This window comes from Devosia sp. XK-2 (genome assembly GCF_037113415.1).
GTDB lineage: Bacteria > Pseudomonadota > Alphaproteobacteria > Rhizobiales > Devosiaceae > Devosia.
In genome coordinates this window covers 2,046,700-2,064,338 of sequence record NZ_CP146608.1, presented here as the reverse complement: position 1 = coordinate 2,064,338, position 17,639 = coordinate 2,046,700, and the positions used below count along the sequence as shown (strand labels likewise).

General features: G+C 61.4%; 21 protein-coding genes. 12 read left to right on the top strand and 9 right to left on the bottom strand.

What is annotated here, in order from left to right; translation table 11 throughout:
- The first annotated feature begins 51 nt into the window (after window positions 1-51).
- Together V8Z65_RS10050 and V8Z65_RS10045 are read left to right on the top strand one after the other, a co-directional pair.
- Window positions 52-432 carry a RidA family protein gene (locus V8Z65_RS10050; RefSeq protein WP_338719592.1) on the top strand — a complete coding sequence of 127 codons (381 nt, stop codon included), beginning with the start codon at window positions 52-54 and terminating at the stop codon, window positions 430-432.
- Complete coding sequence (locus V8Z65_RS10045) at window positions 432-716, top strand: hypothetical protein (RefSeq protein WP_338719590.1); 285 nt, start codon at window positions 432-434, stop codon at window positions 714-716. The genes V8Z65_RS10050 and V8Z65_RS10045 overlap by 1 nt, the downstream gene beginning before the upstream one ends.
- A 114-nt stretch (window positions 717-830) precedes the next feature.
- Here the strand turns inward: V8Z65_RS10045 and V8Z65_RS10040 are convergent, their stop codons facing one another.
- Window positions 831-1,490, bottom strand: a complete 660-nt coding sequence (locus V8Z65_RS10040) for an RluA family pseudouridine synthase (RefSeq protein WP_338719588.1) — start codon at window positions 1,488-1,490, stop codon at window positions 831-833.
- A 68-nt stretch (window positions 1,491-1,558) separates the two neighbouring features.
- Between V8Z65_RS10040 and V8Z65_RS10035 the strand changes: the two genes are divergently transcribed.
- Window positions 1,559-2,554 carry a hypothetical protein gene (locus tag V8Z65_RS10035; protein WP_338719586.1) on the top strand — a complete coding sequence of 332 codons (996 nt, stop codon included), beginning with the start codon at window positions 1,559-1,561 and terminating at the stop codon, window positions 2,552-2,554.
- 35 nt (window positions 2,555-2,589) lie between these two features.
- Here V8Z65_RS10035 and V8Z65_RS10030 read toward each other — a convergent pair whose 3' ends face one another.
- Entirely contained in the window at window positions 2,590-3,114 is a 525-nt protein-coding gene (locus V8Z65_RS10030) for a dihydrofolate reductase family protein (RefSeq protein WP_338719585.1), read from the bottom strand.
- Window positions 3,115-3,163: 49 nt separating this feature from the next.
- Between V8Z65_RS10030 and V8Z65_RS10025 the strand changes: the two genes are divergently transcribed.
- From V8Z65_RS10025 to V8Z65_RS10000, 6 genes are all read left to right on the top strand, one after another.
- The gene (locus V8Z65_RS10025) at window positions 3,164-3,772 is read left to right on the top strand and encodes a methylated-DNA--[protein]-cysteine S-methyltransferase (RefSeq protein ID WP_338719583.1); all 609 of its coding nucleotides are present in this window, start codon (window positions 3,164-3,166) and stop codon (window positions 3,770-3,772) included.
- A 3-nt stretch (window positions 3,773-3,775) separates the two neighbouring features.
- The gene (locus V8Z65_RS10020; protein WP_338719581.1) at window positions 3,776-4,663 is read left to right on the top strand and encodes a CHAD domain-containing protein; all 888 of its coding nucleotides are present in this window, start codon (window positions 3,776-3,778) and stop codon (window positions 4,661-4,663) included.
- Window positions 4,664-4,666: 3 nt separating this feature from the next.
- Window positions 4,667-5,152, top strand: a complete 486-nt coding sequence (locus V8Z65_RS10015) for a CYTH domain-containing protein (RefSeq protein WP_338719579.1) — start codon at window positions 4,667-4,669, stop codon at window positions 5,150-5,152.
- A gap of 36 nt (window positions 5,153-5,188) precedes the next feature.
- Entirely contained in the window at window positions 5,189-5,962 is a 774-nt protein-coding gene (locus V8Z65_RS10010; protein ID WP_338719577.1) for a MerR family transcriptional regulator, read from the top strand.
- A 210-nt stretch (window positions 5,963-6,172) separates the two neighbouring features.
- Window positions 6,173-7,018, top strand: coding sequence for a DMT family transporter (locus tag V8Z65_RS10005; RefSeq protein WP_338719575.1), 846 nt, complete (start codon window positions 6,173-6,175; stop codon window positions 7,016-7,018).
- A 110-nt stretch (window positions 7,019-7,128) separates the two neighbouring features.
- Window positions 7,129-7,881: an SDR family oxidoreductase gene (locus tag V8Z65_RS10000; RefSeq protein ID WP_338719573.1), complete on the top strand. Its 753-nt coding sequence runs from the start codon at window positions 7,129-7,131 to the stop codon at window positions 7,879-7,881.
- 33 nt (window positions 7,882-7,914) lie between these two features.
- Here the strand turns inward: V8Z65_RS10000 and V8Z65_RS09995 are convergent, their stop codons facing one another.
- The 3 genes from V8Z65_RS09995 to V8Z65_RS09985 all read right to left on the bottom strand — a co-directional run bounded on the left by V8Z65_RS09995 (window position 7,915) and on the right by V8Z65_RS09985 (window position 10,343).
- Window positions 7,915-8,940 (bottom strand): saccharopine dehydrogenase NADP-binding domain-containing protein, encoded by a 1,026-nt coding sequence (locus tag V8Z65_RS09995; RefSeq protein WP_338719571.1) that lies wholly within the window; start codon window positions 8,938-8,940, stop codon window positions 7,915-7,917.
- Between the two features lie 97 nt (window positions 8,941-9,037).
- Window positions 9,038-9,601 (bottom strand): gluconokinase, encoded by a 564-nt coding sequence (locus tag V8Z65_RS09990; protein WP_338719569.1) that lies wholly within the window; start codon window positions 9,599-9,601, stop codon window positions 9,038-9,040.
- Window positions 9,570-10,343, bottom strand: coding sequence for an SDR family oxidoreductase (locus V8Z65_RS09985; RefSeq protein ID WP_338719567.1), 774 nt, complete (start codon window positions 10,341-10,343; stop codon window positions 9,570-9,572). Before V8Z65_RS09985 ends, V8Z65_RS09990 begins: the two co-directional genes overlap by 32 nt.
- Window positions 10,344-10,424: 81 nt before the next feature.
- On the opposite strand from V8Z65_RS09985, the gene V8Z65_RS09980 reads away from it, so the two are divergent.
- Complete coding sequence (locus tag V8Z65_RS09980) at window positions 10,425-10,910, top strand: SRPBCC family protein (RefSeq protein ID WP_338719565.1); 486 nt, start codon at window positions 10,425-10,427, stop codon at window positions 10,908-10,910.
- Between the two features lie 41 nt (window positions 10,911-10,951).
- On the opposite strand, the gene V8Z65_RS09975 is transcribed toward V8Z65_RS09980, so the two are convergent.
- Window positions 10,952-11,422, bottom strand: coding sequence for a nuclear transport factor 2 family protein (locus V8Z65_RS09975; protein WP_338719563.1), 471 nt, complete (start codon window positions 11,420-11,422; stop codon window positions 10,952-10,954).
- A gap of 337 nt (window positions 11,423-11,759) precedes the next feature.
- Between V8Z65_RS09975 and gndA the strand changes: the two genes are divergently transcribed.
- On the top strand, window positions 11,760-13,178 hold the full coding sequence (gene gndA / locus V8Z65_RS09970; protein ID WP_338719561.1) for an NADP-dependent phosphogluconate dehydrogenase: 1,419 nt from the start codon (window positions 11,760-11,762) through the stop codon (window positions 13,176-13,178).
- 72 nt (window positions 13,179-13,250) lie between these two features.
- Entirely contained in the window at window positions 13,251-14,555 is a 1,305-nt protein-coding gene (locus tag V8Z65_RS09965) for a chloride channel protein (RefSeq protein WP_338719559.1), read from the top strand.
- 13 nt (window positions 14,556-14,568) lie between these two features.
- Here V8Z65_RS09965 and V8Z65_RS09960 read toward each other — a convergent pair whose 3' ends face one another.
- The 3 genes from V8Z65_RS09960 to V8Z65_RS09950 form a co-directional block, all read right to left on the bottom strand.
- Complete coding sequence (locus V8Z65_RS09960; RefSeq protein WP_338724002.1) at window positions 14,569-15,051, bottom strand: GNAT family N-acetyltransferase; 483 nt, start codon at window positions 15,049-15,051, stop codon at window positions 14,569-14,571.
- Window positions 15,029-16,366, bottom strand: a complete 1,338-nt coding sequence (locus tag V8Z65_RS09955; protein WP_338719557.1) for a TCR/Tet family MFS transporter — start codon at window positions 16,364-16,366, stop codon at window positions 15,029-15,031. The genes V8Z65_RS09960 and V8Z65_RS09955 overlap by 23 nt, the downstream gene beginning before the upstream one ends.
- Window positions 16,367-16,453: 87 nt before the next feature.
- Complete coding sequence (locus V8Z65_RS09950; protein WP_338719555.1) at window positions 16,454-17,632, bottom strand: FAD-dependent monooxygenase; 1,179 nt, start codon at window positions 17,630-17,632, stop codon at window positions 16,454-16,456.
- Window positions 17,633-17,639: the final 7 nt, after the last annotated feature.

The following is a 17,639-nucleotide window of genomic DNA, read 5'->3' as shown; positions in this document are numbered from 1 at the left end:
CAAGCTCCGGCACAAGACAGTAATATCCAGGCGATTCTTCCCGGGGGCTAAATGATCGAACGCATTGAAACCGGTATTGCACCTTCGTCTGCACCGATCAACGATGCCGTGAGGTCCGGCAAGCATGTCTGGCTGGTCGCTATTGCCGAGGATCCGGTCAGCGGCGAAATTGTCGAGGGTGGTATTGAGGTGCAGGCACGGCGTTGCATCGAGAACCTTGAAATCGCCGCGAAAGCGGCCGGCGGCAGCCTGCGCAACCTCGTGATGGTGCAGATATTTCTCACCGACAGCGCAGACGCCGCGGGGATGAACGCCGTTTATCGTGAATTCTTCACCGAGCAGCCTTATCCCGTCCGTGCCACTGTGGTGGTCAAGGAATTGCTGGCCAAGGGCCTCAAAATCGAAATGACAGCCACGGCGGTATTGGACTGATGTTGCTCAAGCGCGATCTTCTCGAACAGATCAAGGCCGGCCAGGTCGATCTCATTTTCCGCCGCTGGAACCGCCCGACGGTCAAGCCGGGCGGCACGCTCAAGACCAAGATAGGCCTGCTCTCGATCAAATCGATCACCGATATGTCGCCTGATGCCGTCACCGAAGCCGAGGCGCAGCGCGCCGGATTCAAGGACGTGGCCGATTTCCGTCGCTGGCTCGACACCATGAAGCAGGGCGAATTGTTTCAGCGGATCGAGGTGGGGTATCTGGGGGAGGAGTAAAAGGGCCCTTTCGCATCGAACGCGAGAGACGACGCGAGCAGGGGTTCCTTCTCCCCTGAGGGGCGAGGGGCGCAGGGACCGAAATTGTTGCTTTCGTCCGGGTGTCGAGCGCACTCAAAACGGCGTCGGCGCCACATAGGTGGTGAACACCTCTGTGGTGGGGTGGGTGAAGCCCAGTTCGGCGGCGTGAAGCTGCAGGCGGTCAGCTGCCGCAAGCGCCTCGGCGTCGGCATAAAATGCATCGCCCAGAATCACATGGCCGATGGCCTTCATGTGAACGCGCAATTGATGCGTGCGCCCGGTTAGCGGGACCAATCTTACCCGTGTGGCGTTCTCTTCGCGCTCGATGACATGCCATTCGGTCTGCGCGGACCGACCGTGATCATGATCCACCTTCTGGCGTGGCTTGTTGAGCCAGTCCGTGGCCAGGGGCAGGTCGATGAGGCCGCTATCCTCTTCGATGATTCCGGCGACGCGCGCGATATAGCTCTTGGTGGTCTTGCGGTGCTCGAACTGGCTGCCGATGCGGCCATGAGCGCGCTTGTTGAGCGCAAGTACGAGAACGCCGGAAGTGTCCTTGTCGAGCCGGTGGCACATGCCGGCCGTCGGCCATGTCTGGCGGGCGCGATATTCGATGCAGTCCCAGAGGCTCGGGTCTTTACCGGGCACGCTGAGCAGGCCAGATTGCTTGTCCACCACCAAAATGTCGTCATCGACATGGATGACGTTCAGGTAGGGTTCAGTGGGTGGAAAGTAGTCGGTGAGTGTGGGCATGGGACCGGGCATGAGGCCCTGTATCAGAGACCCGCGGTTTTTACCAATTGCTTGGGGGACTATCGAACATGTGGGATTTCTCTGTCAGCCGGGCCATGGGCCTGATGATGCGCACCTGGCCATTTATTGTTTTTCGTATGGTCGTCTATTTCGGCATTGCCGCGGCCTATGTGCTGGTTACCGGCGTGGGCGCGGGGACCGGCTGGGGTGTGGGCGCCTTTGGCGATGCCGATTTTCAGGCGACGTCGTCCATGTGGGGCGGCATAGCCGGTTTCGGGCTAACGGCAGGTATTATCTACTTCCTGCGCGAATACATCCTTTATGTCGTCAAGGCCGGGCATATCGCCGTGCTGGTCGAACTTCTCGATGGCAAGCCTGTTCCCGAGGGCCGTTCACAGATCGAGCATGCCAGTGTGGTGGTGAAAGAGCGCTTCGCCGAAACCAGCGTACTGTTCGGCGTCGATCAATTGGTCAAGGGCGTGCTGCGGGCCGTGACCGGGCTGGCGCAGGGCATTGCATCCATCCTACCCATTCCCGGATTGCAGCAAATGGTCGGCCTTATCCGGGCCTTTCTCAATATTGCGGTGGGATTGGTCGATGAGGTGATCCTGGCCTACGGCATTCGCACCAAGGCCACCAATCCATGGGAATCGGCGCGCACCGCGCTGGTGCTTTATGGGCAGAACTACAGGCCCATGCTCAAGAACGCGGCCTGGCTGACCGTGATCACCTATGGCCTGGCTTTCCTCGTCTTCCTCATCATGCTCGCCCCTGCGGCAGCGCTTGTCTGGCTTCTGCCCGGTGCCTGGTCCGCTGGTGGCTTCATTTTCGCGCTGCTCTTTGCCTGGGCGGTCAAGGTGGCGCTGATCGAGCCCTTCGCCATCGCCTGCATGATGGAGGTCTATTTCAGGACCATTGAGGGCCAGAGCCCCGATCCGGTTTGGGATGAGCGCTTGAGCCAGGCGTCGGGCAAATTCAAGCAGATCAAGGACAAGGCTGCCGCCTGGGTCGGTCGCCGTTTCGGTGGAGCCGCGGAGACGCGGGGTGCAACGCCGATGGCGTGACCGGACAGGCAGCATCGCTGCCTGTCCTGCGGCGCTCAAAAGCGATAATGCAGCCTTACACAGCCTTTGCCTAGCGGCTTTGCCGAGATCAGTTCGGGCGATGCCCGATACCCGGTGGCGGGAAATAGCGGGGACCCGCCACCCAGCAGTTCAGGCATTACATAGATCTCCAACTCATCAAGCGCGCCGCGCTCCAGGAAGGCCATCTGCAATTGGCCGCCGCCGAGCATCCAGACATCGCCATCGTCGAGATCGCGCAGTTCGGCGATGAGCGCGTCTATGTCCGTGCGCGTCTCGAGCGGACCTTTCGGGCTTTCGATTGGGCGCGAAGTCACGATGATGGCGCGCTGGTCTCCATAGGCCCAGGGCGTGTCTTCATTGGCCAGCCAGTCATAGGTGGCGCGTCCCATGACCACGGTGCGGATGGATTTGATGAAATTGCGGTAGTCGTGCTCGCCCAGGTCCATATCGTCATATTTGAACAGCCAGTCGAGACTGCCTTTTTCATCGACGATGAATCCATCAAGACTCGCGGCGATATATCCAAGGATGCGGGCCATCGGTTTCTCCATTTTGTCCGGTGCCGATGTGGGCACTGGCAGGGACAGAATGTGTCAGCAGACCGTTCTCGCCGGCAATCGGGCTCTGGCGCCTGCATCGGCGGACGCCTATGGTCACGGTATGGAAACGGTGACATTCGAGACCGCGCTGGGCGTTTTTGGCCTTGGCTGGACTGGACGGGGCCTGGCGCGCGTCCTGCTGCCCGACACATCGCAAAAGGCCATGCTGGAGCGGCTGGGGCGTGATGGCGCCGTGCCGGGCGAGCCAACGCGGCTGATATCGAGCCTGATGAACCGGATCGAGGATTATGCCGAGGGTCAGGAGATCGGCTTTGACGATGTGCCGCTCGATCTCGGCTCCGTTCCGAGCTTTCACCGCAAGGCCTATGAGCGGCTGGTGCAGGTGCCCTGGGGACAGACAATCACATATGGCGATCTGGCGCGCGAGCTTGGCGATGTTGGCCTGTCGCGTGCTGTGGGCCAGGCCATGGGCGCCAATCCCATTCCGTTGGTCATTCCCTGCCATCGGGTTTTGGCCAGCAATGGCAGGCCGGGCGGTTTTTCTGCACCTGGCGGAACTGTGACCAAAGTGAAGATGCTGGCCCTGGAAGGGGTGAGCGTTGGCGCGCCCGCCGGGCAGATGAGCTTTGGGTTCTAGCAGATGGCCTATGCGTTCAGGCAAAATTCGGGTTTTGCCGACCAGATCCGGGCCATTGCCATTGAGCAAATCGATCGGGCCATCGAGGCGACGGAAGCCAGGGAGAATTTCGACGAAACAGTCCACACCCTGCGCAAATCCTGCAAGAAGCTGCGCGCGCTTGTAAAGCTGGTGCGGCCGGCCTTTGCCGATTACGAGCGGGAGAACGGTGCCTTCCGCGCCATTGCTGATCGCTTTTCGGTGGCGCGCGACGCGGCCGTCATGGTCCAGACCATGGCTCATATCATCGAGCAGTCGGGGGAGCGGCTGAGTGGCGATGGCATCGGCTCATTGACTCTGCTGGACCGATTGCGGCAACGCGCCGCTCATTTACGCGGTCAGATGGGCGAGGATGAATTACTGGGATTGGCGGTGGACGATTTCCGGGCCGCACGGCAGCGCGCGCGGGCCTGGCAGTTCGATGCATCGGGTGCGGATATTGTCGAGCCGGGCCTGGAAAGGGCCTATCGTCGTTTCCGGAAACGACTCGAAAAAGCCCGCAAGTCACCAGATGGCGAAACCATTCATGACTGGCGCAAGGCGGCCAAGGTCTGGTGGTACCTGATGCGCCTGCATGAACGCACGGCGCCTTCGGTCATGGACAATCTGACAACCCAGCTAAATATGCTCGGCGAGGCGCTGGGGGATCACCACAACCTGGCTGTCCTGGCGGGCTGGATCGCATCATCGCGCGGCCCCGGCGATGGGGCGAGCGAGGTTTTGCTCACCGTCATCGCCGACCGGCAAACGGCGCTGGCTGAACAGGCGTTTGGACTGGGCCGGCAATTGGCCGCCGAGCGTCCGGCGACGGCTGCCGGCCGCTTCCGGGCCTATCGGAAATTGTTGGGGTAGGGCATGGCTGAGGAAATCGAGCGCAAGTTTCTGGTGGTGGGCGAAGACTGGCGTGCCAGCGTCACCGGGCGGAAACGGCTGATCCAGGGGTATCTGTCGAGCAATGCCAGGGCCACGGTGCGCATCCGCATTCTGGACGACGCAAGGGCGGTGCTGACCCTTAAAGGGCCCAGCAACGGAATTACCCGCTCCGAGTTCGAATACGAGGTGCCTTTGGCCGATGGACGCGAACTCATGGCATTGGCGCGGCCCAATGTCGTGGAAAAGACCCGCCATCTGGTGCCGCACAACGGGTTGGTTTGGGAGATTGATGTTTTCGAAGGCGCGCATGCGGGGCTGGTCATGGCGGAAATTGAGTTGACGTCGGCCGACCAGGCGATCGTGCTGCCCGATTGGGTTGGCCAGGAAGTCAGTCTGGATGACCGCTACGCCAATGCCAGCCTGGCTCGCACGCCCGGCGTGCCGGCCATTGACCCTCACGTGGCGTGAGAGACTATTTCACCGTCTCGCGGAGGATGCGAGCAGATGAGAAAGACCTACACCGTCAATCAATTGGCTCGGCTGGCCGGGATCTCGGTGCGCACTTTGCACCACTATGATGAGATCGGTTTGCTCAAGCCCGCATTCACCGGTGAGAACCGCTATCGCTACTATGGCGAGGAGGAATTGCTGCGCCTGCAGCAAATCCTGATCCATCGAGAACTGGATATTCCATTGGCCGAGATTGCCGCCGTTCTCGATGCGCCCGATTTCGACAGGCTCGAGACGCTGCAGAGGCAGCGGGACCGGTTGGAAGAACAAGCGAAGCGTTACGCCGGTATGATCCGGACGATCGACCGCACGATCGCCCGTCTCAAAGGAGAAGGCACAATGAAGGACGCTGAACTCTATTCCGGCATCGTCGCGCCGGAAAAGCAGGCCGAATACGAGGCCTGGCTGGTGGATCGGTATGGCAGCGATATGCAAAAGCAAATTGATCGCAGCCGGGAGCAGATGGCCGGCCTGTCGCAGGCAGATCAGACCGCAATGATGGAGGAGCTCAGGATCATTGAGCAGAGCCTGGCGCAGAGCATGGTCGATGGCTTGCCGCCTCAGGCTACAGCACTAGACTCGATGATAGAGCGGCATCGGGCCTGGGTCGGATCGACATGGGGGCGGGATTGTGGGCCCGAGGCCTATGCGGGCCTGGCAGACATTTATGAACACCCCGACTTCCGCAAGCGTTATGAGACCATTGCGCCAGGATTTGCCGACTATCTGATCACGGCCATGAAAGCCTGGGCGCGGCGGCAGAGTTAGCCGCCTCGACGACGAGAGGCCGACGCGGGATGGCTCACCGCCGTATCGCGGCGGTCTTTTTGGAAAAGACAAGGCGGCTACGATAGACGCGATAGCCATGCTTTTTGTGTTGCCGGGTCCCGGTTTAGCGCTATGAATGGCTATATGTCCGTTCACAATCCGCGTCTCGCCTTGGCACTGGCAACGGGGGGCTTGTTATGCCTCATTGCCATGTCGGCCATCATTCACGCCTCGGCGGATCACGCTCATCTTGGCCAATTGATCTTTTGGCGCAGTGCCCTGGCTCTGCCGCCGATCATTGCCTATCTGGCGCTTCGCGGCCAGCTCGGCGTGGCCATTCGCACCCGGCGTCCCGGCAAGCACCTGCTGCGCGGCGTCCTGGGATGCGTCGTCATGGCCCTCAATTTCACCGCGCTCGCCCATTTGTCAGTGGGTGTCGCGACAGCGTTGAGCTATCTCACGCCAATCCTGTCCATGCTGGCAGCCATGGTGCTGCTCAAGGAGCGGATATCGGCGCTAGTGGCTCTGGGGGTGCTGCTGGGATTTGCGGGCGTCCTTATCATGTTGTTTCCGGCGCTGGTTGGCAGCGACATGCGAGATGGCGCCCTGATCGGAATTGCTGCCGGCATCGGCATGGCGGCGACCAATGCCCTGTCCCGTGTGCAGGTGAAGGACCTGACCCGCACCGATCCGCCTGCCAGCATTGCCCTGTCCTTCGGCGTTCTGAGTACGCTATTGGGCGCGGCGACGATGGTATTGGGCTGGATGCCGCTCGACCATCAAACGTTGCTTATGCTGATGGGGGCCGGGCTACTGGGTGGCATCGGGCATGTGGCGATGGTGGAGGCCGTGGCGCGTGCGCCGGTCTCATTGCTGGCCGGTTATGAATATACCGGCATTATCTGGGCCTTTTTCTTCGATGCGGTGCTGCTGGGCATTCACCTCGACGGCTGGAATGTGCTGGGCGCCGGCATCATTGTGCTGGCGGCCCTTTCGGTGGCCATCGGGCAGGGCACGTTCCGCCGCCCGATCACGGGAACGGCCGGGGTCGCATGAACCGGTCTTTTGACATGGGCGAGTACCAGTTTCGTCTCCAAGTTTGATCTGCCTCATGGCGGTCGCGGTTTCTGGGCGATCATATGGGTTGAGCAAGCAAGGAGATCGAAATGACCAAGGATTTTCTAGGTAAGGTCGCGCTGGTCACCGGCGCGGCATCAGGGATTGGCGAAGCGATTGCCGTTCAACTGGCCGATCGCGGTGCGAAGGTGATCGCGGCCGATCTCAACGGTGACGCGGCGGAGAAGGTCGCCGGCGCAATCAAGGCCAAAGGCGCGGAAGCGGCCGCATTAGCGGTGGATGTGGCGAAGGCCGAGCAGGTGGAAATGGCGGTTCGGTTCGCCGTGGATACCTTCGGCAGGCTCGATCTTGGGGTCAATAATGCCGGCATTGGCGGCGCGGCTGCACCCCTGAGCGATTATACACTCGATGATTGGCACAAGGTCATCGACGTCAATCTCAATGCAGTCTTCTATTGTATGAAATATGAGATCGCCGCCATGCTGAAATCGGGCGGTGGCGCCATCGTCAATATGGCGTCCATTCTCGGATCAGTAGCGTTTCCGAATGCGCCCGCCTATGTCACAGCCAAGCATGGCGTTGTCGGCATGACCAAGTCGGCCGCTGTGGATTATGCCAAAAAGGGTATTCGCGTAACCGCCGTGGGTCCCGGCTTCATCGATACTCCGCTCCTGGCCGCATTGCCGGCGGAAACGATGGATTATGTCAAATCACTCCATCCGATCGGCCGTATGGGCACATCCGAGGAGGTCGCGGCGCTGACGCTGTTCCTGCTCTCGGATGCGGCGTCCAATATCACCGGCTCCTACCATCTGGTGGATGGCGGCTACGTGGCGCTGTAACCTGGCCTTCAGGATGACGGCATCGTCGTCGTCCTATGGCACCACGGTGGAACGGAGTGGCGGAGAGGCGAACCGTCCATGTCCCCATTTTTCGAGCTTGGCAAAGATGGTCGCTGGCTCAATGCATTGGTGGATATGTTGCACTCCGTTCTTTATCCGGCCCGCCAGCATTTCCTCGACAGTGGCAACTGCGACGGCGGCGGTTACGGAAGCTTCTCGCTGGCCATAGAAGTGGGCGCTGCGCAAAATGGGCTGCCCGTTCGTCCGGCCCGTGGCGGTGACGGATAGCACGCACTTATCCGTGCCAAATGTCGGCATATGGCTGATCCGCCGCACGATGCCCTCGACGGTCTTATTGCCAGCGAAACGACGACCGGCCCAGAACAGGGCCGCCGTCAGAAATGCTGAATCATAGGTCACGCGCGTGACCGCCTTCGCGCTACCGAGCGTCCGGTTCAGCACGTGCTGATCGGCAAAATCCATGAAGTAGGCCTTGCGCCTGCCAAAACCGGGCCCGAACTCCAGCACTTTGTCGTTTCGAGGGGCCTCTGGATCGAACATTTGCGCCGTGGACCAGGCGATTGCTGCGGCACCGTGCTCATCGCCCGTTCCCATCAATATGCCGATGTCGATGCTGTCGAGCGTTTCGATGTCTGATGCTGCATTGACAGCAAGAAGATTGGTAAGGCCAGGCGCCAGCCCCACCGAAAGAAGCGTGGGGCGCGGCAGGTCGAGTGCTTCGACCTTGCGGAAAAAGGCATCGCCGGCCGTGACGTCGATATAGGCGATGCGCTGGGCGCCAAGATGTTCCACGAAGCCGGTTTCTGACTGATCGATGGCGGCCACCACAAGGTCCACCGATGCCAGCGCGCTCCCCCAGGTTGCTGCATCCTCGATGTCGATCTTGCGTGCCGCTACGCCTAGATCCTTGGCAGCCGACTGTGCCTTGTCCAAGTTTCTCCCGGCAATGATGACGGCCATGTCACCGCGCTGGGCCAATTGGCGGGCAATTTTTCGGCCGACGGTACCATAGCCGCCGACGATCAAGATGGTGCGCATACCGGGCGTCTCCGCTTGAGTGGAAGGACGACAGGTAGCGGTTCCCGCGTGGCGTGCCGATGTTACAGAACGCCGCTCCAACGTGGTAAGGTTGTCATTATTGCCAGCGTTTGAAGCTCTTGAGATGATCCAGCGTGCCGGTAACGGTACGCACGATCTTGTCGACGCTATCGGTCACGGGAACGGTCATGACATTTTCGGTCGCCGCATCGGGGACCTCGAGTGTGGCGAACTGGCTGTCGAGCAGGCTTGTGGGCATATATTCGTGTTTGCGCTTGGCCATGCGCTCGCCGATGACCTCGCGGCTGCCCTCGAGATGAATGAACAGCACCGGCTCCCCGGCTTTCTCAGTTATGAAATCGCGATAGGCGCGCTTGAGAGCGGAGCATGCGCCGACGGCCACATCCTTTTTTCCGGCTGCTTGTCGCAGTGCCAATGCAAATGCTTCCAGCCAGGGCCACCGGTCGGCATCGGTCAAAGGGGTTCCGGCGCGCATTTTTTCAACATTGGCCGCCGGATGATATTGGTCGCCGTCGAGAAAGGGCGCATGCAGGGCGCGGCCCAGCGCCGCCCCGACAGTGGACTTTCCGGACGAACTGACACCCATCACGACAATGATGCGGGCCGGTTCAAACCGTGGCTGTGAAGGCGCCGTCGACATAGAGAATGTGTCCGTTCACGAAACTGGATGCGTCCGAAGCAAGAAAAATGGCAGCTGGACCGAGCTCCTCGGGGTTTCCCCATCGCCCCATGGGGGTGCGCTGTTTGACCCAGCCGTCGAAGCTGGGATCGTCCAGCAGCGACCGGTTCAAGTCGGTCTGGAAATAACCTGGCGCGATGGCGTTGATATGCAATCCCCGGGGCGCCCAGTCCGCGGCCATGCCGCGGGTCAGATTGGCAATGGCGGCCTTGGCGGCGCCATAGGGTGCGATGCTGGCGCGGGCGTGGTCGGTCATGATCGAGCAGATATTGATGATCTTGCCGCGGCCACGAGCCAGCATGTGTTGGGCCACCGCTTTGCTGACCGAAAAAGTGGAAACCACATGGGCGCTGAGTATGGCCTCGAAATTCTCGTGGCTGAAGGTCTCGAGCGAGCCGCGAATCTGCTTGCCCGCATTGTTGACCAATATGTCGATGGGGCCGATTTGGCTCTCGCAATGAGCGATGGCCTCCGACACGCTGTCGGGGCTGGTCACGTCGAAGGCCAGTGCGGACACCTTGGCGCCGCTTGCGGCCAGGTCGGCTGCCGCTTGGCCCAGCGCCACCTCGTCGCGGCCATTGAGCACAAGTTCGGCGCCGGCGCCGGCCAGGGCCTTCGCCATTGCCAGCCCCAGGCCCCGGCTCGATCCGGTCACCAGGGCGCGTCGGCCAGTGAGGTCGAACTGCGCGATTCCGCCGGTCATTCTTGGCTTGCTCCCCCCGCTATGGCACGGTCTCCTAGGGTGTTAGAGGACGCCCCGAGGTGATGCAAGGTGGAGGGGACGATGGCACTGGAATATGACACCACGATTGTTATCGACTTGCCGCGCGATAAGGTCATCGAGCTGTTCGACAATGCGGACAATATGCCCAAATGGCAGAAAGGTCTGCAAAGCTTCGAGCACCTATCGGGCGAACCGGGTCAAGTCGGCGCCAAATCGAAGCTGGTTTATCTCATGGGCAGTAGACGCCTGGAAATGATCGAGACCATTACGCGCCGCGATCTGCCCGATGCCTTTGATGGCACTTATGATGTCGAGGGGGTACACAACGTCGTCGAGAACCGTTTTTCCGAACTGGGCCCGGACCGCACGCTCTGGGAAAGCCACAATGTATTCGAGATGAAGAGCCTGGTGATGAAGGTGATGGCCTTCCTGATGCCGGGCATGTTCAGGAAGCAAAGCCAGAAATATGCGGAGGATTTCAAGGCCTTTGCCGAGCATGGCACTGATGTGCGGGACGCTCTGAGGGCCGGCGGTCAGTCGGCATAAGGCGGGGCTTTACCCCCACCCCATGCGTAAGGGTTGGCGGGCTAGAACATCGTATTGTCATTGGCCGCGGTTTCCGGCACCGCCTGCACCACGTCCCAATGCTCGACAATCTTGCCGTTCTCGTCGACGCGGAACATATCGACGACTGCGAAACCCGGGCCCTCCGGTACCAGATGTACGTGCGAGTGCACCGCCACCAGATCGCCTTCGGCAATTACGCGCTTGAAATCATAGGGGTTGGCGGGGCCGCTGCCGACAAAGCCGCTTAATCCCTGTACCGCCGCCTCAATCCCGCTCGGCACTGTGGGATTGTGCTGGATATAGTCGTCTCCGACATAAGAGGCGAAGGCCTCCGCTACCTTCTTTTGATTGAAGATCGTGTCCAGGAATTCCACCGCGGCGATGCCATTGGGATTTTCGGTCAAGCCGGCGGCTGGTCCTTGTGCCATTGCCGGGGCGAAGGGCAGGGCACCGGCCACAAGCAGGGCGAGAGAAAATTTGAACGGGGACATGGTTTCTCCTTCGGCTGGGAAGGAAAGACGCTTCCTTCCGCCCGGTCTTTCGCATGGCTGAGCCCGGGGCGGAAGGCGGCAGCATTTTCTCAGATGCGCACCTGACGGTAACTGCCGCATTCATGTGGTGCGGCTGGCGAAGCGGGTGACCCGGCTCCTCCCGCGTGGTTCGGTTATGGCCGGGAGCCCCGACGATGGCAAAATCTTCCATACTAGAATGCCGTTCTGGCCAAAAAATACGCTGCCGGCTCTTTCTTCACGAGCCGGATTGTGGTCATTTCCCGCCGCGCGCCATGCGTGGGGTGCATAACAAGACGTTTTCGGAAGGACTGTTCGTATGTCGACAGCAGATATCGGCCTTATCGGCCTGGCGGTTATGGGTTCCAATCTGGCGCTCAACATCGCCGAGAAGGGCTACACTGTTGCCGTTCACAACCGTTCGGCCGGACGCATCGACGAATTTGTGGCTGAGGCCAAGGAACAGGGTCTGGATGGCAATACCATCCCGAAATACGACTTGGCGGAATTCGTGCAGGCCGTGAAGGCGCCGCGCTCGATCATCATCATGGTCAAGGCCGGCCAGCCGGTGGACGACATGATCGAGCAGCTCCTGCCACATCTTTCTCCGGGCGACGCCATCATCGAATGCGGCAATTCGCTGTTTACCGATACGCAGCGCCGCTTCGACTATCTCAAGCCCAAGAATATCGGCTATCTCGGTGTTGGCGTGTCGGGTGGTGAAGAGGGGGCCCGCCATGGTCCCTCCATCATGGTCGGCGGCTCCAAAGAGCAGTGGCACAATGCCGAGGCGGTGCTGACCGCCATTGCCGCCAAGTTCAATGGCGAGAGCTGCTGCGCCTATCTGGGCGAAGGTGGTGCCGGCCATTTCGTCAAGACCATCCACAATGGCATCGAATATGGCGACATGCAGATGATCGCCGAAGTCTATGGCGTGATGCGCGATGGCCTGGGGATGTCGCCCAAGGAATGCGCGGATGTCTTCAAGGAGTGGAACAAGGGTCCGCTCAATTCCTACCTCATCGAGATCACCGGCCATGTCCTGGATGCCGTTGATGAACAGACCGGCAAGCCGCTGGTTGAGTTGATTCTGGACAAAGCCGGCCAGAAGGGCACCGGTGTCTGGTCCGCCATCGCCGCCCAGCAGATGGGCGTGCCAGCCACCGCCATCGAGGGCGCCGTTGCCGCCCGCTCGATCTCCTCGCGCAAGGCCGAGCGCGTCGCAGCCGAAGGCATTTACGGCAAACCGAACCGCGCCAAGACCGATGTCACCCTGGCCGATCTCGAAAAGGCGTTGCTGGCCGGCAAGATCGTTTCCTATGCCCAGGGCTTTGCGGTCATCGCCAAGGCTTCGGAAGAAAATGGCTGGGGGTTGCCGCTGGCCACCATCGCCAAGATCTGGCGCGCCGGCTGTATCATCCGGTCGCGTTTCCTTGATCAGATGTCGTCGGCCTACGAAAAGGGCGGCAATACCAATCTTCTGGTCGTGCCCGATTTCGTTGCGATCATGAAGGACAGCCATCCGAGCCTGAGAAAGGTCGTGGCCGCCGCCGCCATGGGTGAATTCCCCATGATCTGCCTTTCGGCAGCACTGAGCTATTTCGACAGCTATCGCCAGGCCCAGGGCACAGCCAACCTGATCCAGGGCCAGCGCGATTTCTTCGGCGCCCACGGCTTCGAAATTGAAGGTCGCGGCTCCGACCTGCACGGCACCTGGCCTTCGACTTTGGACAAATAGTCCTCATAACCTTTTGCCGTTATCAAGAGCCGGGGCCAGTCTCCGGCTCAATCATTTGATCGAAGGGTCGATATGTCCGAGCGCAGTTTCCGCCAATCCATGCACTTGCGGTGGCATCGGATCTGGTTGCCGCGGCTTCGGCGCAGGGCGCTCTTCCTGGTTGGCGGTGTGGTCGTCGGCATTGCGGCGCTGGTCATGGCCTTCGTGGCCGATTTCGCCATCGACACCTTCGCCCATTGGCAGCGGCAATGGCCCTATATGCCGCTGCTGGTCACGCCGCTTGGCTTTGCGGGCCTGTCCTGGCTCACAAAGCGGTACTTCGATGGGGCACAGGGTAGCGGCATTCCGCAGGTGATTGCCGCGCGACAGCTCAATGACCTCAAACGCAAGGGCGGTTTGGTATCGCCCGTTCTCGCGGTGGCCAAAATGGCGCTGCTGGCTGCCGGCCTGTTTGCAGGGGCGTCTGCCGGGCGCGAAGGGCCGACCGTGCAGGTGGGCGCCAGCATCATGTATTGGCTGGGCCGCTTTGCGCCGCATCGGCAGCCGGGGCTGCTGCTGGCGGGTGGCGCGGCAGGTGTAGCCGCGGCCTTCAATGCGCCATTGGCCGGTGTGGTCTTCGGGATCGAGGAGATGAGTCGCTCGTTCGAATTGCGCACGAGTGGATTGGTGCTGGGAACGGTGATCGTCGCCGGGTTGGTGCCCCTGGCGGTGGTTGGCGACTACACCTATTTCGGCCGCTCCGACATTGCTCTTTCGGTCGTTTCCGAATGGATATGGATCGTTCCCATCACAGCGCTATGTGGGCTGGCTGGTGGCGCTTTCAGCCGCTTGCTGATCGCCTTTACCGACGGATTGCCCGGGCGGGCCGGGCGCTGGATTGCGGCCAATCCGGTTCTGTTCGCGGCAGGATGCGGCCTGGGTGTGGCGCTGTGTGGCGTGCTGACCCAGGGCAGCGTATTTGGCACCAGTGCGGAACACGCCAAGGCCATTATGGCCGGCGAGGGCGCGCCGATTGCCTTCGGGCCACTCAAATTCCTGGCCACGCTGCTGACCTCCGTCAGCGGTATTCCCGGCGGCATTTTCTCGCCGTCATTGGCCGTGGGCGCTGGGATTGCCGAACTGTTTGCCGATATTGCGCCCGTGCCCATCGCGGCGCTGACCATTGTGTGCATGGCGGCCTATCTCGCCGCCGTGCTGCAGGCTCCGATCACCGCCTTCGTGATCGTCACCGAGATGACCGGCAATCACGCTCTCATCTTTCCCGTGATGCTGGGCGCGCTCATTGCCAGTTTCACGTCGAAACTGGTTTGCCGGGAAGGGGTCTATCATGCCCTTGCCAAGCGGCTGTTGGCACGCGGCGAGAAGGCCCCGCAATAGACCGCCGGCGGGTTCAGAGTGCGCGGAACATCACATAGCTGTCCACGTAGCCGTGGACCGGATGAAGGAATGCGCCAGGCAGGGTGCCGACAATTTCGAAGCCATGGCTCTGCCAGAGATGGACGGCTGGCTTGTTGGTCGAGACCACGAAATTGAACTGGATGCCCTTGAAGCCCTGCGTCCGGCAATAATCGATGGAGTGCGCGCATAGTAGGCGGGCGACGCCGCGGCCGCGGGCGGCCGGCGCGGTCATATAGCCGCAATTGGCGATATGGCTCCCGCCACCCTGCTGGTTTGCGCGCACATAACTGGCGCCCAGGATCTCCCCATCGTCCTCGGCAACGAAGTTGACCTTTTCGGGAGAAGCAAAATAGGCACGGGCGGTGGCCTCGTCTCCATCGCGCGGCAGGGAAAATGTTTCGCCCTCGCGCATGATCGGTTCGATTATGGCCCAGATCGAGGGCCAGTCCGCATCAGTTGCCGTTCGGATTATCAAGGTCATCGTCACCTTCCAGCGGTGCCACCCGCACTTGGCCGGGCGGCGGGATTTCGGGGGCGTGGGGATGGTCGGCCACGCTGGGCCGGCGCCCGAGTTCGAACCGCCACGCCGCGATGGCAAAGACAATAAGTGCCATGAACACGCTGGCGCTGGCCGCGACGAATGGCGCACCGGGGAAATATCCGGCCGATCCGGGCTTGGTAGTGAAATAGGAGAAGATCTGCGTGGCGGCCAGGGGCCCAATGATGGTGGCAAGGGAGCTGGCGGCATTGACGGCACCCTGCAGCTCGCCCTGGCTGTTGTCGGGCACCTGGCGGGAGAGAACGCCATTGATGGCCGGCGGCGCGAGGCCGCTGACCGTGCCCACGAGAATGAACAGATAGAGCATATATTCGTCGGCAGACATGGCGACGCCAGCAAAGGCGGCCACGGCGGCCAGAAGCCCGATCATGGCGACCGCCGGTTCGCCAATGCCACGCGAGAGTGGTCCGGCAAGCACGGCCTGGCTTATGGCAAAGCCCAGGCCAAAGGCGCCCAGCGTCCGGCCAATGGTCGAAGAGCTGAACTGGAACATCTCGACGGTGAAATAGCTGAACACCGTCGGCAGCGCCTGGGCCGAAAGCTGGAAGAAAAACAGCACTGCCAGCAGCCACAGGACCGACGGGTATTTTTTCAGGGCGAGCACAGCACCAAGCGGATTGGCGCGGCGAATGTCGAATTTGCGTCGCGAGGACTTGGGAAGGCTTTCGGGCAGGACCAGCAGGCCGAACAGGAAGTTGCCGAAGGCCAGGGCCGCGGCGGCAAAGAAGGGCACGCGCGGGCCGATTTCGCCCAGTTCGCCGCCAATGACCGGCCCGATGATGAAGCCCAGGCCAAAGGCCGCGCCGATCAGGCCGAATCTGTGGGTGCGCTTATGCGGCGGGGTGATGTCGGCCATATAGGCGGTGGCGGTTGCCAGGGCAGCGCCGGCAATACCGGCAATGATCCGGCCAACAAACAGATACCACACGAAGGGGGCGATCGACATCATCAGGTAGTCGAAGGTCAGCCCGAGCAGCGATAGCAGCAGCACCGGGCGCCGCCCGAACCTATCGGAGAGATTGCCCAGGACCGGGGAAAAGACGAATTGCATGAAAGCGTAGGCAAACACGAGATAGCCGCCGATGACCGCCGCTTCAGCGACGCTGCCGCCGGTCAGATCTTCGAGCAGCTCGGGCAGCACCGGAACGATGATTCCCACCCCGATCATGTCGATCAGAATGGTGATCAGAATGCAGGTCAGTGTCAGACGGGAACGGATCGCAGCTTGCATGCGGTGGGTGTTGCCTTCTTGTTTGTTCCACCGGAATGGTGCGACGCAATTGACACGGCACGTACCGTCAAGGCAAGGCCGGGCCGGCTATGACGGGGAAGTGTCCCCCAGGTCATGGGCGTAAATCCAGTCGAGCCGGTTCAGGTGCGCCCGGGGCCCCTGTAGGCGCATAACCGTGTCCCGGGCCAGGCTCAGCGGCCAGGGCATATGGAAGATACGGCCATTTTCAGCCGAAAGCGCGGCAACGCGGCTGGCGCGCGGCTTACGCATTTCGGCATAGCGGGAAAAGGCGGCTTCGGCGGTTTCGGTTCCCGCCAGCAGTGGAGCAAGGGTGGCTGCGTCCTCTATGCCCATGGCTGCGCCCTGGGCCTGGAATGGCACCATGGCGTGGGCGGCGTCGCCGGCAAGGCCGATATTTCCCTGGTGCCAGAGGGGCGTTTCGACCGTGTACATCGGCCAGGGTGTCCATTCATCGCCCTCCGCCGCCAGGATGGCGCCTGCCTTTGGTCCAGGATCGACTGGTTTCGGCTGGGCGCCGTCCTTGGGCATCTGGCCTGGCATGAACAAGGCGAGATTGACCTGGCGCCGGTGCGGCAGGGGGTAGCAGACAAGGTGGAAGCCGCTGCCGAAAAAGACCGACACCCGGTCCGGTGCGATCTCATCGGCGACGGCGTCAAAAGGCACAAGACGGCGCCAGGCGATACGGTTGCGGAATTGGGCGGGCGGGCCATCGAGCGCTGCCAGCCGCGTTTTGGAATGGACGCCATCGGCGCCAATAAAGCCGGCCGCCCTTGCCGTCCGGCTCTGTCCATTGGCCTCATCCACGGCGACGGTGACCCCACGCGCGTGGGAGACCACGTCCCAATCGCGCACACCAAACACGATATCGATATTGGCGAAGCGCCGGCAGGCTTTGTAGAGCACGTCGGCCAAATCGGCTCGGTGCATGACGGCATAGGGTGCGCCGAACCGTTCGCGCATAATGGCGCCCAGCTCCATACTGATCAGCGGACGCCGGCTGCCCTGGGGGTAGACGTCGAGGGCCTCGGGCTCGAGGCTCACCTGGTCGAGCGCGTCGCTTAGGCCAAGCCTATCCAGAATGCGGCGCGCATTCGGGCTGATCTGCAGGCCCGCCCCGAATTCCTGAATAGTGGCACTGCGCTCAAGCAAGACGATCGTGGCGCCGAACTTGGCCAGAGCGAGCGCCATGGTCATGCCGGTAATACCGGCACCCGCAATAATATAGCTACGGCCCGTTGCGGGCATGATGACG

Bases quoted from the DNA above. Each gene is read 5' to 3' on its own strand.
- V8Z65_RS10050 (WP_338719592.1), top strand. From the start codon at position 52: ATGATCGAACGCATTGAAACCGGTATTGCACCTTCGTCTGCACCGATC.
- V8Z65_RS10045 (WP_338719590.1), top strand. From the start codon at position 432: ATGTTGCTCAAGCGCGATCTTCTCGAACAGATCAAGGCCGGCCAGGTC.
- V8Z65_RS10040 (WP_338719588.1), bottom strand. From the start codon at position 1,490: ATGCCCACACTCACCGACTACTTTCCACCCACTGAACCCTACCTGAAC.
- V8Z65_RS10035 (WP_338719586.1), top strand. From the start codon at position 1,559: ATGTGGGATTTCTCTGTCAGCCGGGCCATGGGCCTGATGATGCGCACC.
- V8Z65_RS10030 (WP_338719585.1), bottom strand. From the start codon at position 3,114: ATGGCCCGCATCCTTGGATATATCGCCGCGAGTCTTGATGGATTCATC.
- V8Z65_RS10025 (WP_338719583.1), top strand. From the start codon at position 3,164: ATGTGTCAGCAGACCGTTCTCGCCGGCAATCGGGCTCTGGCGCCTGCA.
- V8Z65_RS10020 (WP_338719581.1), top strand. From the start codon at position 3,776: ATGGCCTATGCGTTCAGGCAAAATTCGGGTTTTGCCGACCAGATCCGG.
- V8Z65_RS10015 (WP_338719579.1), top strand. From the start codon at position 4,667: ATGGCTGAGGAAATCGAGCGCAAGTTTCTGGTGGTGGGCGAAGACTGG.
- V8Z65_RS10010 (WP_338719577.1), top strand. From the start codon at position 5,189: ATGAGAAAGACCTACACCGTCAATCAATTGGCTCGGCTGGCCGGGATC.
- V8Z65_RS10005 (WP_338719575.1), top strand. From the start codon at position 6,173: ATGTCGGCCATCATTCACGCCTCGGCGGATCACGCTCATCTTGGCCAA.
- V8Z65_RS10000 (WP_338719573.1), top strand. From the start codon at position 7,129: ATGACCAAGGATTTTCTAGGTAAGGTCGCGCTGGTCACCGGCGCGGCA.
- V8Z65_RS09995 (WP_338719571.1), bottom strand. From the start codon at position 8,940: ATGCGCACCATCTTGATCGTCGGCGGCTATGGTACCGTCGGCCGAAAA.
- V8Z65_RS09990 (WP_338719569.1), bottom strand. From the start codon at position 9,601: ATGTCGACGGCGCCTTCACAGCCACGGTTTGAACCGGCCCGCATCATT.
- V8Z65_RS09985 (WP_338719567.1), bottom strand. From the start codon at position 10,343: ATGACCGGCGGAATCGCGCAGTTCGACCTCACTGGCCGACGCGCCCTG.
- V8Z65_RS09980 (WP_338719565.1), top strand. From the start codon at position 10,425: ATGGCACTGGAATATGACACCACGATTGTTATCGACTTGCCGCGCGAT.
- V8Z65_RS09975 (WP_338719563.1), bottom strand. From the start codon at position 11,422: ATGTCCCCGTTCAAATTTTCTCTCGCCCTGCTTGTGGCCGGTGCCCTG.
- gndA (WP_338719561.1), top strand. From the start codon at position 11,760: ATGTCGACAGCAGATATCGGCCTTATCGGCCTGGCGGTTATGGGTTCC.
- V8Z65_RS09965 (WP_338719559.1), top strand. From the start codon at position 13,251: ATGTCCGAGCGCAGTTTCCGCCAATCCATGCACTTGCGGTGGCATCGG.
- V8Z65_RS09955 (WP_338719557.1), bottom strand. From the start codon at position 16,366: ATGCAAGCTGCGATCCGTTCCCGTCTGACACTGACCTGCATTCTGATC.
- V8Z65_RS09950 (WP_338719555.1), bottom strand. From the start codon at position 17,632: ATGCCCGCAACGGGCCGTAGCTATATTATTGCGGGTGCCGGTATTACC.